Origin of the sequence: Alkalihalobacterium chitinilyticum, from assembly GCF_029028005.1 — a bacterium.
Taxonomy (GTDB): domain Bacteria; phylum Bacillota; class Bacilli; order Bacillales; family Bacillaceae_F; genus Alkalihalobacterium; species Alkalihalobacterium chitinilyticum.
The window spans coordinates 59865-78253 of record NZ_JAOTPO010000012.1 but is presented as its reverse complement, the minus strand read 5'-3'; the positions used below and the strand labels follow the sequence as shown (position 1 = coordinate 78253).

Annotated in this window: 19 protein-coding genes; 6 read left to right on the top strand and 13 right to left on the bottom strand. The window is 38.7% G+C overall.

The window, feature by feature from the left end:
• Positions 1-64 precede the first annotated feature (64 nt).
• Positions 65-247 (top strand): YhzD family protein, encoded by a 183-nt coding sequence (locus N7Z68_RS16430; RefSeq protein WP_275119561.1) that lies wholly within the window; start codon positions 65-67, stop codon positions 245-247.
• 95 nt (positions 248-342) lie between these two features.
• On the opposite strand, the gene N7Z68_RS16425 is transcribed toward N7Z68_RS16430, so the two are convergent.
• The 3 genes from N7Z68_RS16425 to N7Z68_RS16415 all read right to left on the bottom strand — a co-directional run bounded on the left by N7Z68_RS16425 (position 343) and on the right by N7Z68_RS16415 (position 2955).
• Positions 343-1185 (bottom strand): HAD family hydrolase, encoded by an 843-nt coding sequence (locus N7Z68_RS16425; RefSeq protein WP_275119560.1) that lies wholly within the window; start codon positions 1183-1185, stop codon positions 343-345.
• Positions 1186-1378: 193 nt separating this feature from the next.
• Complete coding sequence (locus N7Z68_RS16420) at positions 1379-1732, bottom strand: YlbF/YmcA family competence regulator (RefSeq protein ID WP_275119559.1); 354 nt, start codon at positions 1730-1732, stop codon at positions 1379-1381.
• A gap of 86 nt (positions 1733-1818) precedes the next feature.
• Positions 1819-2955 (bottom strand): DUF445 domain-containing protein, encoded by a 1137-nt coding sequence (locus N7Z68_RS16415; RefSeq protein ID WP_275119558.1) that lies wholly within the window; start codon positions 2953-2955, stop codon positions 1819-1821.
• Positions 2956-3169: 214 nt separating this feature from the next.
• Between N7Z68_RS16415 and N7Z68_RS16410 the strand changes: the two genes are divergently transcribed.
• From N7Z68_RS16410 to N7Z68_RS16390, 5 genes are all read left to right on the top strand, one after another.
• Positions 3170-4555: a YheC/YheD family endospore coat-associated protein gene (locus N7Z68_RS16410; RefSeq protein WP_275119557.1), complete on the top strand. Its 1386-nt coding sequence runs from the start codon at positions 3170-3172 to the stop codon at positions 4553-4555.
• Positions 4556-4644: 89 nt separating this feature from the next.
• Positions 4645-4860, top strand: a complete 216-nt coding sequence (locus N7Z68_RS16405) for a YheE family protein (protein WP_275119556.1) — start codon at positions 4645-4647, stop codon at positions 4858-4860.
• Positions 4861-5047: 187 nt separating this feature from the next.
• Positions 5048-5248: a hypothetical protein gene (locus tag N7Z68_RS16400; RefSeq protein ID WP_275119649.1), complete on the top strand. Its 201-nt coding sequence runs from the start codon at positions 5048-5050 to the stop codon at positions 5246-5248.
• A gap of 100 nt (positions 5249-5348) precedes the next feature.
• Positions 5349-6245: a PucR family transcriptional regulator gene (locus N7Z68_RS16395; protein ID WP_275119555.1), complete on the top strand. Its 897-nt coding sequence runs from the start codon at positions 5349-5351 to the stop codon at positions 6243-6245.
• 111 nt (positions 6246-6356) lie between these two features.
• Positions 6357-7454: an ABC transporter ATP-binding protein gene (locus N7Z68_RS16390; RefSeq protein ID WP_275119554.1), complete on the top strand. Its 1098-nt coding sequence runs from the start codon at positions 6357-6359 to the stop codon at positions 7452-7454.
• 97 nt (positions 7455-7551) lie between these two features.
• Here the strand turns inward: N7Z68_RS16390 and N7Z68_RS16385 are convergent, their stop codons facing one another.
• From N7Z68_RS16385 to N7Z68_RS16340, 10 genes are all read right to left on the bottom strand, one after another.
• On the bottom strand, positions 7552-7800 hold the full coding sequence (locus tag N7Z68_RS16385) for a hypothetical protein (protein ID WP_275119553.1): 249 nt from the start codon (positions 7798-7800) through the stop codon (positions 7552-7554).
• Positions 7801-7924: 124 nt separating this feature from the next.
• Positions 7925-8137 carry an alpha/beta-type small acid-soluble spore protein gene (locus N7Z68_RS16380; protein WP_275119552.1) on the bottom strand — a complete coding sequence of 71 codons (213 nt, stop codon included), beginning with the start codon at positions 8135-8137 and terminating at the stop codon, positions 7925-7927.
• Between the two features lie 152 nt (positions 8138-8289).
• Positions 8290-10230 carry an AMP-binding protein gene (locus N7Z68_RS16375; RefSeq protein WP_275119551.1) on the bottom strand — a complete coding sequence of 647 codons (1941 nt, stop codon included), beginning with the start codon at positions 10228-10230 and terminating at the stop codon, positions 8290-8292.
• 129 nt (positions 10231-10359) lie between these two features.
• Positions 10360-11889 carry an acyl-CoA carboxylase subunit beta gene (locus N7Z68_RS16370; protein WP_275119550.1) on the bottom strand — a complete coding sequence of 510 codons (1530 nt, stop codon included), beginning with the start codon at positions 11887-11889 and terminating at the stop codon, positions 10360-10362.
• Positions 11890-11916: 27 nt separating this feature from the next.
• Complete coding sequence (locus N7Z68_RS16365; protein WP_275119549.1) at positions 11917-12699, bottom strand: enoyl-CoA hydratase; 783 nt, start codon at positions 12697-12699, stop codon at positions 11917-11919.
• Between the two features lie 19 nt (positions 12700-12718).
• Complete coding sequence (locus N7Z68_RS16360) at positions 12719-13633, bottom strand: hydroxymethylglutaryl-CoA lyase (RefSeq protein WP_275119548.1); 915 nt, start codon at positions 13631-13633, stop codon at positions 12719-12721.
• A 102-nt stretch (positions 13634-13735) separates the two neighbouring features.
• Entirely contained in the window at positions 13736-13948 is a 213-nt protein-coding gene (locus N7Z68_RS16355) for an acetyl-CoA carboxylase biotin carboxyl carrier protein subunit (RefSeq protein ID WP_275119547.1), read from the bottom strand.
• A 17-nt stretch (positions 13949-13965) separates the two neighbouring features.
• A complete protein-coding gene (gene accC / locus N7Z68_RS16350; protein WP_275119546.1) occupies positions 13966-15321 on the bottom strand; it encodes an acetyl-CoA carboxylase biotin carboxylase subunit in 1356 nt (451 codons plus the stop codon).
• Positions 15322-15421: 100 nt separating this feature from the next.
• Positions 15422-17065, bottom strand: a complete 1644-nt coding sequence (locus N7Z68_RS16345; protein WP_373323168.1) for an AMP-binding protein — start codon at positions 17063-17065, stop codon at positions 15422-15424.
• Positions 17066-17124: 59 nt separating this feature from the next.
• Entirely contained in the window at positions 17125-18291 is a 1167-nt protein-coding gene (locus N7Z68_RS16340) for an acyl-CoA dehydrogenase (RefSeq protein ID WP_275119544.1), read from the bottom strand.
• Positions 18292-18389: the final 98 nt, after the last annotated feature.

Sequence of the window (18389 nt, the reverse complement as noted above, 5' to 3'; positions counted from 1 at the left end):
ATATGTAAGCGATTGAATTTAAAATATTATTACAAGTCTAACAAATATTAGAGGTGGATACGCAATGGCAGATTACTATTTAACTGTATTTGACCAATCTGGTGAACAGTTGTTAAACGAAACGATTCAAGCTGCAAATGATGAAGAAGCAAAAAAAATGGGTGAGCAAAAACTAGCAGAAACAAACTACAGTCAGTACGCTCACCGCCTAACAAGAGCAGGAAAAATTCTCTTATTCCATCGATAGAAACGAGCCGATGGTACCTGGAGCTAGACAACAGAATAACGGTGCGTCTGATTACACAAATAAGGAGACTGAATTGCAGTCTCCTTATTTGTGTATTATTTTTCAATTTTCAATTGTTTACGAAAAACTTCGCGTACCATGTACGCTACTCCATGCATGTCGTTAGAGCGCGTCACCCAATCGGCTTGTTGTTGGACCGCTTTAGGTGAGTTCCCCATTGCCACTCCTAAGCCTACTTGAGTAATTAAATCCAAATCTTCTTCAGAAGAGCCAATCGCTACCATTTCATCTAGACCAATATCAAGCTCGCGCCCTAAACGTTGTAAGCCTCTAACTTTAGAAACACCTTCAGGCACAATGCTGATCCGTCCTTGTTTTCCTTCAATGATGTTTATGTTAGAAACTTGTTTTTCAATTTCTTCCATTGCTTCTAACTGCTGCTCTTTATCTAAAAACTGGACTTGGATTTTGGGAGGGGCAACCGGATTATCTAATATATAATCACAGATAGAGTCAACAAATGTTACCGGATAAAATAATGGGTCACCAATTCCTATCGTCATCTTGGCCAAGAGTTGACTTTTGCTTTTGAGCTTATTTCCGATCCCATATTTTTCATGGAGAAGTCGAATATGACAAGTATAATTTTCTAGAATTTCACCGATCTGAAAAACTTTATCCTCATGAATACGTCTTTCAAATATAGGCTCATCTAATTCTGAAGCTAAGTATGCACCGTCGTGTGTAATTAAACACGTATCTAGCTTTAAAGCTTTAGCAACCCTCTTAGCAGCTGGAAACGGTCGGTCGGTCGCTAGTGTAATATATACACCTTTATTTTTTACATATTCAATTGCATCTTTAGTTTGTCTACTAAGGCGAGCGTTTGAGCGTAATAGAACGCCATCAATATTTAGAGCTAATAGACGATAAGCCACAAAAATCCCCCTTCTCATTGTTTCTACTACGAACGTGACGTACGTTATAGTAAAGACTATGAAAACGGGGGCTTGAATAGAACATTTTTAATTTTAGTTCAATTAAAGTATAAGAAAAGACATTTACTTTGGCAGTATTAGGCGCTAAGTCTTGTTTTCTAATCCTCTTTTTTGAACTCATACCCTGTAAAGCTTATTGTTGTTCAGGGTTGCCGTATAATTCTTCTAATGGTTCAGTGATAATACGGTTAATGTCTGTAATAATAACACTTAAACGCTGTTCTGCTTCCATCATTTTAGAAATGATTGGTTGCTGCTGAACTAACTCAAATAGTTGTTGCGCTTTTTGTGCTTCTTCTTCTGTAATTTGCATTCCTTGCATTTGCTTTTGTTGTAATTCCATTTGCATTCTACGGAAGTTTTCAAGCATTTGGTTCGCAGCCGGATCTTTTTCAATTTCCTCATGTAACTGTTTTAGTAACTTAAACTCGTCACTTTCCTTAATTGATCTTCCAAGTTCATTAGCTATATCATAAATATTTGACATAACGATTCCTCCTTCAAAGTGGTCTTCACCGACTCTAACATAATATGAGTTTAATTTCATCTCTCATGTCGATTTTTTTATAAAACCTAAAGAAAAATAACAATTATACCTTGAATTAATCCAATCATTCCGCCAAGTAATCCCCCAAGATAGGTGATCATTTTAAATTCTCGCCTAGAGATCGAAAGTACCATCTCTTCTAGACGTTCGACAGCAAATCCTTGAACTTGACCTTTAACAACCTCTTCTAAGTTCAGTTTTTTCATTAGACGGTCTAGACGAGAGACCAGTGCTTGTCCTATTAAATCGACACCTTTAGGTACCCAGTCAGAAACTATTGTTTCCATATATGGCTTTGTCCAATCATTCAATGGTTGGTCAATCCATTCATATACAGGAACTCTGTTGATAATCGTTTTCTTAATTAGAGAAATGACTTCTTCTTTATCTACTTTATTTAAGTAGTACGAAAGGGGCTTTTCTTTTAGTTTATTCCACTCTTTTTTTAACACTGACTCGATCATCTTCTCAGCACTCGCATCATCCAAAAACTTAATAATCTCAGGTTGGACTTTATCGACTAGCCTGTCATTCCCCAAGAACATCGACACCATATTCCCCAGGGTTCCTTTGCCCATTAAGAATCGATCAATCATATCACTGAGACGATCTTTTCCTTCTTCACTTTCAAAATAATCTTTCGCTCTTGATAAGATAAATTGAGTGAAATCGGGAATTGCATTATCTAACTTCTGTGTTAGGTTAGATGGCAACACTTCAGAAATAGGACGGGAGCCATTTTGCATCCGGAACGTCTCAAATCCATCTCGTATCCATTGTTCGGTTTTATCTTCAATCGTACCCCTAACATTTTCTACACCAAATCGTTCATTAAATAAAGCTGCTAATGTCATATCACTTTCTAGGATAGCTCTAGCTTCTCCTTGCGCCCATAACTTCATTTCATTTGTAAACTTTTCATCCAGTAACTTTCTTTGCAGTCCTTCAGTCGTCAAAAGGTGTTGTACAACCATTTTACCTAGTTGCTCAGCTAACTCATCTCTTCTTTTCGGAATTAACCCTGGTGTGAACGGTACTCGTTTTTTACCTATATAGATTGGATTATAAGGTCTAAATAACATCTTTATAGCTAAAGAGTTCGTTACTCCTCCAATGGTTGCTCCAATAACGATCATCATAAGAATAATTATTACTTCCTTCACGTTACCACTTGCCCCCTAAAACTCAACTATTCACGAAATTTTGATTAAAAACATACTATACGCTATCAGCAAATGCCTATATAAAATTGGATTTAAAACTGACACTATTATCCATCATATCGAAAAATGGATAAAAAAGAAATGGCTACATCTTATTTTGATCATGTGAAATGTCCATCATGTGATAAATCTTATTAATGAAGGAGAGCTCCTAATGAAACAAACTTTTCAATTAAATAGAAGGTTCGATGAAGAGTCTGCCATTCAGCTGCCAGCTTCCTATCTCCAACAACATTCGTTAGTTGCGAACACTTCAATTGAATTGTCATTTGGAAGCAAAACCGTCCGTTGTCGAGTTACAGAAAATAACGAATGTGATCAATCAGTCTATCTTTCAGACTCTCTTTGGGAACAGTTAAAGCTGCCATTTGAAACGTCTATTCATCTTTTTTATCAAAATGGGTGCTTACTAATGGGACCTCTTGTTGGAATTTTCACAGCCGGATTTACGTCTTCTAAACAGTTTCCATTGGGCCAGAGAACGTCACAGTATGCAAAAATATTGCAATCCCAAGAGGACATAGGCGGCTTTTATTTTGTATTCGGTCACCACCTTATCGATTGGGAAAATGGAGAGATTAACGGGTACTTCTTAAACGATGGATCTTGGACTTTATTAACGGTTCCATTTCCAAATGTTATTTATAATCGTATCCCTAACCGGCGAACTGAAAATTTAGAAACGATCCAATCGACAAAAAAGAAATTTGAAACAGAATATGCGATTCCGTATTTTAACCCGAACTTTTTTAATAAGCAGGAAATTCATGAAAGATTATCTAAGGATGACACGGTTCTACCCTTTTTACCTGAAAGCTTAGTTAAACCAAGTTCTCATGAGCTTAAAGCATTACTAAGTAAGTATAAGCATTTGTATCTTAAGCCAATTGAAGGCAGTCACGGTGAACAAATCAAACAAATCATTAAGCTTCCGGAAGAACCTTATTTTTACTGTCGTTACCATGATGAAGATCAAATACGCTTACGAAGATACTCTAGCTTAACACGCCTTCTACAACATGAATATCCCGATGGATTAGAGGATGTCATTGTCCAGCAGGGAATCCATCTATTAAAGCTCGGTAAACAACCGATGGACTTTCGGATTCATACAAATAAAAACATAGACGGCCGCTGGGAGATTACTGCGATCGCTGCAAAGAAGGCTGGTTGGCAAAGTGTAACGACACACATTCACCGTGGAGGCGAAGTGATCTCAGTAGATGACCTTGTCCATGATGGACTTCTTTCAAAGAAAAGAGTGAGTCAACTGAAACGGGCTGCGCTCACATTAAGTCACGCACTTGATCATCAATTAGAGGGGTGCATTGGTGAGATTGGCTTCGATTTAGGAATTGATGAGAACGGGGATGTTTGGCTGTTTGAAGCAAACTCAAAGCCAGGACGATTGATTTTTGAACAAGGCAAGCTTAAAAGAGAAGATATTATTTCTAGAGAACTTCCTCTAGAGTATGCCATTTATCTGAGTAAGAGAGCCTTTGAATCCCCTCATCAATTTATTAATCAGTTGATTACCTAATCGTTCGTTTCAGACGGCTTATCCTAGCTTTCTTTTTTTCGATGCGCTAAAATGAAGATTGTGTGCAGAAAAGAAAGGGGAAGAAGCCAATGATTTCACACTTTCAATGGAAAGAACTTCGTAACAACCTTGTCCGTCAAGAGTGGGAGTTTTCTTTTTTCTATAAAGGAGAATATTTTCTTGGCGTATATTATAAAGATGGTTCGATTAGCTGGTCAGACCCAGCGCCAAAAGAGGAAGAAAGAAAGCAGTTAGAACCCCGAGTTCATGACCTTTTCCTCTATCATGTGTATGAAGAACATTAAAACCATTACGAATATAGACTAACTCATATGTAAAGCATTTAAGGAATTTGGCACTATCCAGGTGCCAACCTACACACCTTGCCTTACTGTCATGAGTTAGTCTTTTTTTGATTATTACTTTAAGCTGTTGAAGAATGAATAACCATTGAACAAATGTCAAAAGTTAATGGGAAAGGAGGGATTTACATTGGAAAAAGATCAAAATAAAGATAAATTTGAAAATGCTAATGAAGATCGGGCAAATTTCTTTATGGATGTGGATCGAATGATAAACGAAGGACTCGGAGGCGGAACGGTCAGCTACGAAAATAACTCAGGTATAATAGAAGAAGCACGAGACCTAGTTGAAGAGGAACCGCCAAACCAGCCTGAAGACGAACGAAAATAGAAGGGGCGATTGCCCTTTCTTTTTTTGATATAATATTGAATGAGGCAATAAAAGACCTCCTAATCGTCCACAAACCATAAGAACTTATAAGGAGAAACATATGATTAACGAACTTGAACGTCGTTTTGGGACTTCTTTTTACTTAAAATATCAATCGTCGTTACCGAACACGATAAAGTGGTATACAACTCCCGCAGGAGAAGTGTTTGGAATTGATACAGCTTCAGTTGATGATCAAGATATTTCTTTATTGGATATTATTCTAGAGGAAACGGAGATCCAACCGGTTCAATTAAATGAAAGAGAACAACAATGGCTGAATTATTTAACACATGCCAATGAAAATGAACCGCAATTTGATAAAGACTACTTTCGATTTATTCACTTTTCTACAAGTCATGAAATTGAAAACACCAGTGAGCTCAATGATATTTTTTTACATAGTTTTTCTGATCACCAAATCATAATTATCTGGAAAAGCAATCAAGAAGGACTGATTGTTGAATTCTTTAATGATTTACCGATCGAAACGGATGATTTTGAAGAGCTAAGCGCTGCCTTAACTTCTGATTTCTTTATAAATGTTCACTTTTTTGTAGGAGCTAAATTATCAAAGGTTACAACAGCACGCCAGCAATACGGTTGGGAAGAAAAGTGTTTCGCCGTAATGAAAAATCTTTCTACCTCACAGCACGTTACTTATTTTCACCAAGCAACTCCTTATTTACTTCTAGAACATGTGCCGCTTGAAGCACTTCAAAAGATATCGAGCCAATTAATTAAAGAAGTAAACCTAGATAAAGAGCTCATTAAGACGATCCAAGTGTATTTTAAAAACAATCTAAATACGACTCTTGCTGCCAAAGAGTTATTTATGCATCGAAACACTTTACAATATCGAATTGATAAATTTATTGAAAAAACAGGGATTGATATTAAACATTTTGACCAAGCCGTTTCTGTTTATATCGCCCTTATTATTTACCAGACTCTCTAATAGTGCACTATGCACAAGGGGGAGTTTATTTTTTGTTCACGGTGCCAATTGTGAGTTGTAATGTAAGGGATTACAATAAGACTATGAAAAACAATCTGGAGGTAATGAAAAATGGCTGATATTAAATTAAATCATGTTTATAAAATTTACGATGGTGATGTAACAGCAGTTACTGACTTTAACCTAGATATTAAAGATAAAGAATTTATTGTATTCGTTGGACCATCAGGTTGTGGTAAATCAACAACTCTTCGAATGATTGCAGGACTTGAAGATATCTCAAAAGGTGATCTTTTCATTGGCGATAAGCGTGTGAATGATGTTGCTCCAAAAGATCGTGATATCGCAATGGTTTTCCAAAACTATGCGCTATATCCCCATATGAATGTATACGATAATATGGCTTTCGGTCTAAAACTTCGAAAGTTCAAGAAAGAAGAAATTGATCGTCGTGTAAAAGAAGCCGCTAAAATTCTTGGCTTAGAAGAAATGCTAGATCGCAAACCGAAAGCGATGTCAGGTGGTCAGCGTCAACGTGTTGCACTTGGACGAGCTATCGTTCGTGATCCACAAGTTTTCTTAATGGACGAACCATTATCTAACTTAGATGCCAAGCTTCGTGTACAAATGCGTGCTGAAATTACAAAACTTCACCACCGTCTGCAAACAACTACAATTTACGTTACACACGATCAAACAGAAGCAATGACGATGGCTACTCGTATTGTTATTATGAAAGATGGAATTATTCAGCAAGTAGGTACACCTAAAGATGTTTATGATAACCCTGAAAATGTGTTTGTTGGTGGATTTATTGGATCTCCGGCAATGAACTTCCTAAACGGACGTATTGAAGGCGAGTTTTTCAAATTAAACAACGTATCAGTACGTATTCCTCAAGGTAAATTAAAAACATTAAAAGAAAAAGGCTTTGCTGACAAAGAAATTATTCTAGGGGTTCGCCCTGAAGATATCCATGATGAACTGCTTTTCATCGAATCTTCACCGGAAACAAAAGTAACAGCAAAAGTAGAAGTAGCTGAATTAACGGGTGCAGAAACAGTATTATATACTAAAATTGATAACCAAGATGTTATAGCACGTATTGACTCTCGCACAGATATTCAAAACGAACAAAACATCGACCTTGCATTTGACATGAACAAAGTTCACTTCTTTAACCCTGAAACAGAAGAACGCATTCGTTAATTAATCCTGAAAAGGCCACCGATCTTAAAAATCGGTGGCCTTTCTGTATATAAATTACGAGCTCTGACTTGATTTGTTCACATTTACAAGTTGTCTTCTACCACTCACCCACGAGCATGATTGAGTTAGTACCGCAATTGGGGCATGACAGAGTGTGTGGACATTGATTATTTTGTAAATCATTTGAAATTGTATTTGACTTCTTCATATCATCAATTTCTAAATATGCACTATAGTCGTCAAAGTAATCCATTAACCTTCCTTTGTCTTCAAGCGTACACCCACACCGATCACAAGCTGCTCTAATCATTTCAAAACCATTACATATTGGGCAAATGTGGTCCATATCATAAGCTCCTTAAGTGTCTATCGTCTTACCAAATAAAAACGCAAACGCCCGTCACCTAAAAAAATTGTGATCTCTTTAAAAAGAAGAGATGGTTTACCCACCTCTTCTAAGCCAAAATATATTATTGTTGTTGATAACCACCCATTTGTTGCTCAGCCATTTGAACTAAGCGCTTTGTGATCTCGCCACCTACTGAACCGTTAGAACGAGAAGTAGCATCAGGACCAAGTTGAACACCAAACTCTTGAGCAATCTCATACTTCATTTGGTCTAGTGCTTGTTGGACACCAGGTACTAATAGTTGATTTGAGTTGTTGCTATTGTTTGTTGGCATGTGTGTTCACCTCCTCTTTGTAAACATAGTATGTTTCATTTGGACAAGTCTATGTACAATTTTAATTAGAAATATTAGGTAACAATTAGTTTAAAGTAAAAACATCGCATTGGTTGTTTTGACCGATGCGATGTTTTGCTAAATTAACACACTTAAGCGTTTTTACCTAATTGATTAATTTCCGTAAGCGCCTGTGGATTTTCAAGTGATGACAAATCACCTGCATCTTTATTTAAGTATGCCGCTTTGATTGCTCTACGCATGACTTTGGCATTTCTCGTTTTCGGTAAATCTTGAACGAAGTAAATCGCTTTCGGTTTTAAAGCTTTCCCCATTTTCACCGCTACGAGTTGAAGCAATTCTTCTCTCAATTGTTCTAGCTGCAAACCATTTTGATTAAGCACAGCAAAACAAACCGCTACCTCTCCTTTTATGTCGTCAGGAATGCCGATTGTACCTGCCTCAACTACATTAGGATGTTCAACTAAAATGGACTCAATTTCTGCTGGACCTAGACGCTTTCCGGCAACATTTAAAATGTCGTCCGATCTTCCGGTAATGGTCCAGAAGCCATCTGAATCTTTAATGACCCAGTCGCCATGAACCCATATATTTTCCCAGCGGCTCCAGTAGGCTTCTTCATACCGTTGGGGTTCGTTCCAAAATCCTTTTGTCATCCCCACCCATGGTTGTTTAATTACAAGCTCTCCAACTGAATTTAATACCGGTTTTCCGTCTTCATCCAAAACATCAACGTCCATCCCCGGAAGAGGTGAATTAAATGTAATCGGTCCAATGGGACGGACTAATACATTTCCTAAAATACCACCGGAAATTTCCGTTCCTCCTGAATAATTAAAAATTGGGATTCGCGATTGACCTACTTTTTCAAATAACCATAACCACGGCTCTGGGTTCCAGGGTTCACCAGTTGAAGCAATAACACGCAATGTACTTAAATTATGTTTTTGAGGCCACTCTTCACCATGCTTCATCATGGACCGAATAAGCGTTGGCGATATCCCTAAATGGGTCACTTGATGTTTATCAACGACTTCCCATAACCGGTCTGGTTGCGGAAAATCAGGTGTCCCCTCATATAATAAAATCGTTGCCCCATTCATCAAACCACCAAATACTAAAAACGGCCCCATCATCCATCCCATGTCTGTATACCAGAATAATGTGTCGCCTTTCTTTACATCCATTCCAATTCCAGCATCGAACGCCGCTTTAATTGGAAAGCCAGAATGTGTATGTACAGCACCTTTTGGACGCCCTGTAGTACCTGATGTATAAATTAACATTAAAGGATCTGCACTATCCATTGAGAGGGTTTCTTTTAACGGTTCCTCTTTCATTAATTGTTTCCAATCGACATCTCTTGAATCATTCCATGGAATATCTCGATCGAGTCTTCGAAAGACAATAACTTTCTCAATTGATGGAGATTTTTCTACTGCACGGTCGGCTTCTTCTTTCATTGCAACCGGTCGACCTCTTCGTAGAAAGCCATCAGCTGTTACGATCATTTTGGCCTTGGCCGCGTTTAAGCGTGTTGCCACCGCATCTGTTCCATACCCTGAAAAAATCGGTGAATAAATCGCACCAATTTTTGCTGCCGCCATCATCGCAATGACTGTCTCCGGCACCATCGGCATATAAATGGCGATAATATCACCCTTTTTCAAACCTTGTTGTCTAAAGCCGTTTGCCACACGAGCAACAGCCTCTGCTAATTGTTCATACGTGTACGTTTGAACAATCCCATCTTCACTTTCCCAAACAATAGCCTTTGCGTTCGCTGTTTCTTTTTTATCGGCCCACGTTTCAACTGTATTATAGGCTGTATTTAATTTGCCTCCTACAAACCATTTCGGCCACTTCACACCATCCTCAAGTGAAAGTGTTTCTTTATATGGCTCGTACCAATCTATATTAAGGACTTTTTCTGCTTCCTTCCAAAACCAAGCAATATCTTTTGTAGAGGCATTAAGAAACTCTTCATAATCCGTATATCCGAGCTGTCTCATCCATTGATAAAGACGCGTCTTTTCAATCATTTCATCTGATGGCTTCCACGCTACAGTCATGCATAATCCCCCTTAAACACTAATTTCTTAATTTTAATGACTATGGGCTTCATCATAAAACATCAAGTGCCGGGCACCACCAACATCGCATTGGGATTGAGCCAGGCACTTATGAGTCTGTATCCTATCTTATACTGGATATACTGGATGCTTACGGTGTGTAAATGCAACATACTTAGACATATAAGCTTCAAAACGTTTTGACAATTCATCACGTAATGAATTAGCAGGAACAATGCCGTCAATAACCATTTCAGAAGCTAACCGATAAATATCGATATCCTCTTTGTACTCTTCACGTTTTTGCGCTACAAAGTCAGGTCTTTCTTCTTCTGGAAGTTGGGCAATTTTATTCGCATAAACAGCGTTTACTGCTGCTTCAGGTCCCATTACGGCTATTTGTGCGTTCGGAAGCGCTAAGCAGCAATCAGGCTCAAACGCTGGACCAGCCATTGCATATAATCCGGCACCGTACGCTTTTCTAACAATAATTGAGATTTTAGGTACTGTCGCTTCACTCATGGCAGAAATCATTTTTGCACCATGGCGAATAATTCCAGCTCGCTCTACTTTCGTACCAATCATAAATCCTGGGATGTCAGCTAAGAATAATAAAGGAATATTGTAAGCATCACATAAGTTAATAAACTTCGCAGCTTTGTCAGCCGAGTCGTGGAATAATACCCCGCCTTTCATTCTCGGTTGGTTCGCAATAATCCCAACAGGACGGCCATCTATTCTAGCTAATCCAGTAATTAACTCTTGAGCAAACAGTTTTTTAATTTCAAAGAACGTTCCTTCATCAATAATGCGATTAATAAGGTCGTGCATGTTGAATGGTGCATTTTGATTTTGAGGAATAATTTCTTCTAATGTTTTGTCAAAAGCTTTTGGAGCAACCGGTTCTTTAACAGGTGCATCTTCACCGTAGTTTGCTGGAAAATAAGATAAGTATTGTCTTGCCATTTCAATGGCATCTTCTTCGGTTTTGGCTAGAATATCACCACATCCGGAAACAGAGCAGTGCATTTTGGCTCCACCCATTTCTTCTAGTGTCACTTTTTCTCCAATAACCATTTCTGCCATACGTGGTGATCCTAAGTACATGGAAGCATTTCCGTCAACCATAATTACAATATCGCAAAATGCTGGGATATAAGCTCCTCCAGCAGCAGATGGACCAAATAATAAACATATTTGTGGAACACGGCCAGACAGCTTTACCTGGTTATAAAAAATTCTTCCTGCCCCGCGACGCCCTGGAAACATCTCGACTTGGTCAGTAATACGAGCACCAGCAGAATCTACTAAATATAGCATTGGTACATTTAGCTTTTCAGCCGTTTCTTGGATACGAATGATTTTTTCAACCGTTCTCGATCCCCAAGATCCCGCTTTTATGGTCGAATCATTTGCCATTACACACACTGTCTCACCGTTAATCTTTCCAATCCCCGTAACTACCCCGTCTGCTGGAAGTCCTTCAGCCGTGCAATTAGCAAAAAATCCATCTTCTAAATTTAATCCGTCATCAAATAAAAGTTCGAGCCTTTCACGAACGAATAATTTTCCCTTTTCAGCATTGCTTTGATGATATTTGTCCGCGCCGCCCTTTTTTATCGTTTCAATGCGATCCTGTAATTCTTTTTCAAATGACATGCTAGGTCTCCTCCTCAAATCATTTCTTTATTCTCCAGTATAATTAGGTGTTCGCTTTTCTTTAAAAGCAGATAACCCCTCTATTCGGTCCTTTGTTGGAATCGTTACTTCATATGCTTTTTGTTCAAGTGCTAATCCCGTTTGCAGGTCCACTTCTAACCCTCTATCAATGGCATACTTTGCTTGTTGCAAGGCAATCGGTCCATTCTTTGCGATTTGTGAAGTGATTTCACTCACTTTTTGATCCATGCTTTCAAGAGGCACTACATATTCAACTAAACCGATTTTCTCTGCTTCATACGCATCTACCCTTCTAGCGGTATAAATCAGCTCTTTAGCCTTTCCTTTTCCAATGAGCCTTGGAAGACGTTGTGTTCCCCCAGCCCCTGGAATAATAGCTAAAGACGTCTCGGTTAGGCCCACTTTGATATGATCTGCTGCTATACGAATATCGCAAGCTAAGGCAAGTTCAAGTCCACCACCGAATGCACTTCCGTTTAAAGCGCAAATAACTGGCTGAGGAAGAGCTTCGATATCATTAATGTTACCCCTAATTAAAGACACTGTACGTTTCACTTGAATAGGGTCCATTCCTGCACGTTCTTTTAGATCTGCACCTGCACAAAATACCTTTTCTCCCGATGCTTTTATAACGACACAACGGACTTCTGGATTGTATTTCACTTCATGTATCGCTTCGTGTAGATCGTATAACATTTGAAGGGATAGAGCATTAGCTGCTTCTGGACGATCAAGTGTAATATGTGCTACACCTGCCTCGTCTATCGTCAACAATACTTTTTTATCCAATGTTAAGTCCCCCTTACAATTAGGCTCTAGTTTGACAGCCCGCTTTTGCTACTTGTAAATTTCGACTAGGCAATGTTCTGCCGACTTTTTCTTCAATCCACTGTGCTGCTGCTAATAAACGGTCTTGATTTACACCCGTTTCAATGCCCATTTCATCTAACATGTAAAGTAAATCTTCAGTAGCAACATTGCCTGATGCACCTGGAGCGTATGGACAACCGCCCAGACCAGCTACAGCTGCGTCAAACTTGGTAATTCCCATGTCTAATGAAGCTAGGATATTTGCTAAAGCAGTACCTCTCGTATCGTGAAAGTGCATAGCAAGTTGACTAGCTGGAAATCTCGTTAGCAGTTCATCTAAAATACGTTGTACTTGTGCAGGGTTGCCAACACCAATCGTATCTCCTAAAGACAACTCATCGATTCCCATTTCAAACAAGTGCTCTGACACTTTAATCACATCTTCGATTGAGACATCTTGTTCATAGGGACACCCGAAAACAGTAGACACATAACCTCTTGTCGTCTTACCATTTGCTTTGGCTTCCTGAACTACAGGTCTGAGCACCTTAAATGTTTCATCAATCGTTTTATTTATATTTTTTTGATTATGTGTTTCACTTGCAGACATAAAGACCGAAACTTCATCGATATCAGCCTCTAAAGCACGTTGTAGCCCTTTTTCATTAGGGACGAGCGCTGCATAAGTGACACCTGGTTTTCGTTTAATTTTTTTGACTACATCGACAGCGTCAGCAAGTGCTGGAATCCACTTCGGATGAACAAAAGATGTAATCTCAATATAAGAAAGTCCGGTATCAGACAACCTATTGATCCATTCCACTTTATCTTCAGTTGAAATAAAGGACTTTTCGTTTTGCAGTCCATCCCTTGGGCCAACTTCCTTCAATAAAATGTTGTTAGGAAATTTCACCGATTTTCCCCCTTAATAGAAACCCAACTTATTGCCGAGAAGACAATAAATCATTTGAATTTCTTTATGTGAAAATAAATGTTCACACTAAAAAGTCCGTTACTATTCAAGTACGATCAACACTTCACCCTCATCTACGAAATCGCCTTCTTCTTTTAATACTTCTTTTACTGTTCCGCTTTCTTCTGCAGCAACAGGGATTTCCATTTTCATCGACTCAAGGATTGCAATGTCTTGCCCTTCCTCTACTTTATCTCCTACTTGAACTAATAGTTTCCAAAGGTTACCTGCCATATTTGTAATTACTTGACTCATAATAATTCCTCCTCGGTTTACTTTTTAATTGGTTTATTTTGTAATTTTTCAGATACAAAGTTCGTTGTCACATCGCCAACTATGAATGAAGGATGTTCTACAACTTGCTGAAGCATTGGAATGTTTGTTTTAATTCCTTCAACTACATAACTTTTTAATGCTTGTTGTAAATATTCAATCGCTTCTTCACGATCTTCACCTTTAACAATTAATTTAGCGATCATCGGATCATAAAATGGTGTAACAACTGAGTGTTCGCTCACTGCACATTCATTTCTGACAAATGGCTGTTCAGGCAATTGAAAAGCCGTAATTTTTCCTGGTGAAGGGAAGAATGTTTTTGGATCTTCAGCATAAATGCGAACTTCAATCGCATGTCCTTGCAGCTGTACATCTTCCTGCTTCATTTCTAGTAATTGTCCGGAAGCAATTTTCAGCTGTTGTTCGACGAGGTCTAAGCCTGTAATCTCTTCTGTTACCGGATGCTCGACTTGTAATCTCGTATTCATTTCAAGAAAATAGAAGTTTTTGTGTTCATCTACTAAAAATTCAATTGTTCCGGCATTTTCATAGCCGATTGCTTTCGCAGCACGTACAGCAGCTTCCCCCATATTTCTACGTGTTTCTTCATCTAGAAATGGAGAAGGAGCTTCTTCGACTACTTTTTGATGTCGTCTTTGTACCGAACAATCTCTTTCCCATAAGTACAATGTATTTCCAGCTTGATCGGCTAATATTTGAATTTCGATATGGCGAGGGTTTTCAACGAATTTTTCAACATACATCGCTCCATCACCGAAGAAATCCGTTGCTCGTTTTTGATTGCCTTCATACGCTTTTTTAATTTCTTCATCACTTCTTACTACTTGCATTCCAATTCCGCCGCCACCTGCAGAAGCTTTTAGCATAACCGGATATCCAATCTCATTCGCTATAAGAACAGCCTCATCAGCATCAGCAAGCGGTCTTGTAATTCCTGGCACAACAGGAACACCGGCTTTTTCCATTGCTTTTCTCGCTTCAATTTTACTGCCCATACTAGCAATAACCTCAGGTGAAGGGCCTATAAATGCAATACCTTCTTCTTTACACCTTTTCGCAAAACTACTATTCTCTGAAAGTAAACCGTAACCAGGATGAATAGCATCTGCTCCAGTTTCTTTCGCCTTCTCAAGAATTTTTTCCATGTTTAAATAACTTTCATTAACTCTCGGTTTTCCAATTAAGTACGCTTCATCTGCATGTTTTACATGCAATGACTCTGCATCAGCTTCGGAATATACAGCTACAGTTTTAATACCTAGACGTTGACATGTACGAATAACTCTTAATGCAATTTCCCCACGGTTTGCGATTAACACTTTTTGAAACAATAGCTTCACCTCTTTAAAATATTTGCTCTTGAAATAAAGTAGGATACTGAAGAACCTGTTTCGACAAGGTTCTTCAGTATTTGATAACGCTTACAAAAAGTTAAACTTCTGCCGACTCTGTTAAATTAAAACGACCCATTGCAATTTCCCGAAGTTTGAATTTTTGGATTTTTCCAGACGCAGTCATTGGATACTCTGAAACAAATTCGATATAGCGCGGAATTTTATGACGGGAAATTTTTCCTTTGCAATAGTTACGTATTTCGTCAGAAGTAGCCGATTCTCCTTCTTTTAATACAATCCATGCGGAAACTTCTTCACCAAATTTTGGATCCGGCACACCTACAACTTGCACATCCAGTACTTTTGGATGTTGATATAAAAATTCTTCGATTTCTCGCGGGTAAACATTTTCCCCGCCGCGGATAATCATATCTTTGAGACGTCCTGTAATACGACAATATCCCTCTTTATCCATGACGGCTAAATCACCTGTATGAAGCCAACCATCTTCGGAGATTGCTGCAGAAGTTGCATCCGGATTTTTATAATATCCTTTCATCACGTGGTACCCACGAGTACAAAGTTCACCTTGAACGCCTCGCGGAACTTCTTTTTCAGTACCTGGTTCAACAATTTTGACTTCCACATTAGGCAAGGCACGGCCAACTGTCTCTACTCGTCGTTCCAACGAATCGTTTACACGCGTTTGCGTAATAACAGGTGAAGACTCCGTTTGGCCATAGGCAATTGTAATTTCAGAAGCACCCATACGCTCAATTACAGCTTTCATCACTTCAATTGGACAATTCGATCCAGCCATAATACCTGTACGTAATGAAGACAAATTGTACTTTTCAAACTCTTTATCATTTAATTCTGCAATAAACATCGTTGGTACACCATGTAATGCAGTACATTTCTCATCCTGAACGGCTTGAAGAACTTGTTTCGGATCAAATTCTTGGACAGGGATCATCGTTGCTCCTACCGTCACGCATGCCATCGTCCCTAGCACACATCCGAAACAATGGAAAAACGGTACCGGGATACACATTCGGTCATCCGCTGTTAAGTTCATGCACTCTGCAATATTAATAGCATTGTTTACTAGATTGTTATGGGTAAGCATTACTCCTTTTGGAAAACCAGTTGTACCAGAAGTGTACTGCATATTAATCACATCATCTGGTTCAAGCGAACTCATCCGTTCATTTAATTCGGCATCTGTTACTTGGTCACCCATTTCAAGTAGATCTGCCCAAGTATACATACCAGGCTTACGCTCATCTCCTAGAAAAACGACATTTTTTAAGTATGGCAGTTTTTTTGATTGTAACTTTCCGGGTTCTGCAGTTTTTAGCTCCGGAATAATTTCATAGAGCATCTCTGTGTAAGAAGCACCACGAAATTCGTCCATTAAAACAATTGTCGTAGAATCAGATTGTTTCAGTAAGTATTCAAGCTCAGCCGTACGGTAGTTTGTATTAACCGTTACTAATACGGCTCCCATTTTTCCTGTGGCAAATTGAGAAGTCAGCCACTCAGGCATGTTTGTCGACCATATGGCAACATGTTCACCGCGTTCAACCCCAAGCTTCATAAACCCTTTGGCAACTTGACGACATAGATCATCAAACTGTTGATACGTATAACGCAAGCCGCGGTCAGGATATACGACAGCTTCATGACTCGGCTGCTTTCTTGCTACCTCTTCTAGCAATCTACCAACCGTAACATTCATTAACTCTGCCAATTTGTATTCCTCCTTTTAATCTATTTACTTTTACTTTATGATTTGTCTTACGCTTTTACTCTAGCTTTTTCACCGCAACCTAGATTACGCGCAATTACCATACGTTGAATTTCAGATGTCCCTTCTCCAATTTCCATTAGTTTCGCATCACGTAACATTCTTTCAACCTCGTACTCACGCATATAACCGTATCCGCCATGAATTTGAATCGCTTGGTTACAAACTCTTGTGGCCATCTCGGATGCGAATAGTTTTGCAAAAGCACCTTCTTTAGAGAATGGTTTTTCCTGATCTTTTAACCATGCTGCTTTCATTACCATATTTCGTGCAAGTTCAATTTCCATCGCCATATCAGCTAGTTTAAATTGAATCGCTTGGAAGTTAGAAATGGATTGACCAAATTGCTTTCTCTCTTTTGAATATTGTAATGCTTTATCAAAAGCACCTTGAGCAATACCAACAGCAAGTGCAGCAATTGAAATTCGGCCGCCGTCTAATGTGTATAGAAATTGCTTAAATCCAGCTTGTGGATCTCCTAAAATGTTCTCGGTTGGAACACGAACATCTTCTAAGATTAACTCTGATGTATTCGATCCGCGGACACCCATCTTTTCATAATTACTATTAATCGTAAATCCAGGCGTACCTGTTGGAACGATGATGGCTGAGATAATATTTTTTCCTCTTGCATCCTTTCCAGTTACTGCCGTAACAATGACGGTTCTTGCGTATCCTGCGTTTGTAATCCAACATTTTTCACCGTTGATAACGTATTCATTTCCTTCGATAACCGCCCGAGTTTGTGTACCACCTGCATCTGATCCAGCATTTGGTTCTGTTAAGCCGAACGAACCTAATGCTTCCCCTGAAGCAAGTGGAACAAGGTGATCTTGCTTTTGCTTTTCACTGCCAAAATAATAGATTGGACTCGCTCCTAATGAAACTGCCGCCGCATAGCTTAATCCAGTACTTCCGCAAGCACGGCCGATTTCTTCTACGGCTAAAGCATAAGAAATCGTATCCCCGCCTGATCCGCCATACTGTTCTGGAAACGGAATTCCCAACATGCCTAACTCACCCATTTTTTTAAACGTCTCAATCGGGAATTCAGCCGTTTTATCAACATGCTCTGCTTTTGGAGCTACCTCGTTTTGTGCAAAATCCCTTACCATATCACGGATCATTTGTTGTTCTTTCGTTAATTCAAAATTCATAATTATTTCCTCCTATTGTATAATCAATTTTTTTATAAATTTGATGTAACTGAGCATTGGTTCAAATTTTCACTAAAAAAAAGTGATAGCTAGAGGAT

Excerpts from the sequence above, each read along its gene's own strand:
- N7Z68_RS16430 (WP_275119561.1), top strand. The coding sequence starts at position 65 with ATGGCAGATTACTATTTAACTGTATTTGACCAATCTGGTGAACAGTTG.
- N7Z68_RS16420 (WP_275119559.1), bottom strand. The coding sequence starts at position 1,732 with ATGTCAAATATTTATGATATAGCTAATGAACTTGGAAGATCAATTAAG.
- N7Z68_RS16410 (WP_275119557.1), top strand. The coding sequence starts at position 3,170 with ATGAAACAAACTTTTCAATTAAATAGAAGGTTCGATGAAGAGTCTGCC.
- N7Z68_RS16405 (WP_275119556.1), top strand. The coding sequence starts at position 4,645 with ATGATTTCACACTTTCAATGGAAAGAACTTCGTAACAACCTTGTCCGT.
- N7Z68_RS16395 (WP_275119555.1), top strand. The coding sequence starts at position 5,349 with ATGATTAACGAACTTGAACGTCGTTTTGGGACTTCTTTTTACTTAAAA.
- N7Z68_RS16390 (WP_275119554.1), top strand. The coding sequence starts at position 6,357 with ATGGCTGATATTAAATTAAATCATGTTTATAAAATTTACGATGGTGAT.
- N7Z68_RS16385 (WP_275119553.1), bottom strand. The coding sequence starts at position 7,800 with ATGGACCACATTTGCCCAATATGTAATGGTTTTGAAATGATTAGAGCA.
- N7Z68_RS16380 (WP_275119552.1), bottom strand. The coding sequence starts at position 8,137 with ATGCCAACAAACAATAGCAACAACTCAAATCAACTATTAGTACCTGGT.
- N7Z68_RS16375 (WP_275119551.1), bottom strand. The coding sequence starts at position 10,230 with ATGACTGTAGCGTGGAAGCCATCAGATGAAATGATTGAAAAGACGCGT.
- N7Z68_RS16370 (WP_275119550.1), bottom strand. The coding sequence starts at position 11,889 with ATGTCATTTGAAAAAGAATTACAGGATCGCATTGAAACGATAAAAAAG.
- N7Z68_RS16355 (WP_275119547.1), bottom strand. The coding sequence starts at position 13,948 with ATGAGTCAAGTAATTACAAATATGGCAGGTAACCTTTGGAAACTATTA.
- N7Z68_RS16345 (WP_373323168.1), bottom strand. The coding sequence starts at position 17,065 with ATGAATGTTACGGTTGGTAGATTGCTAGAAGAGGTAGCAAGAAAGCAG.
- N7Z68_RS16340 (WP_275119544.1), bottom strand. The coding sequence starts at position 18,291 with ATGAATTTTGAATTAACGAAAGAACAACAAATGATCCGTGATATGGTA.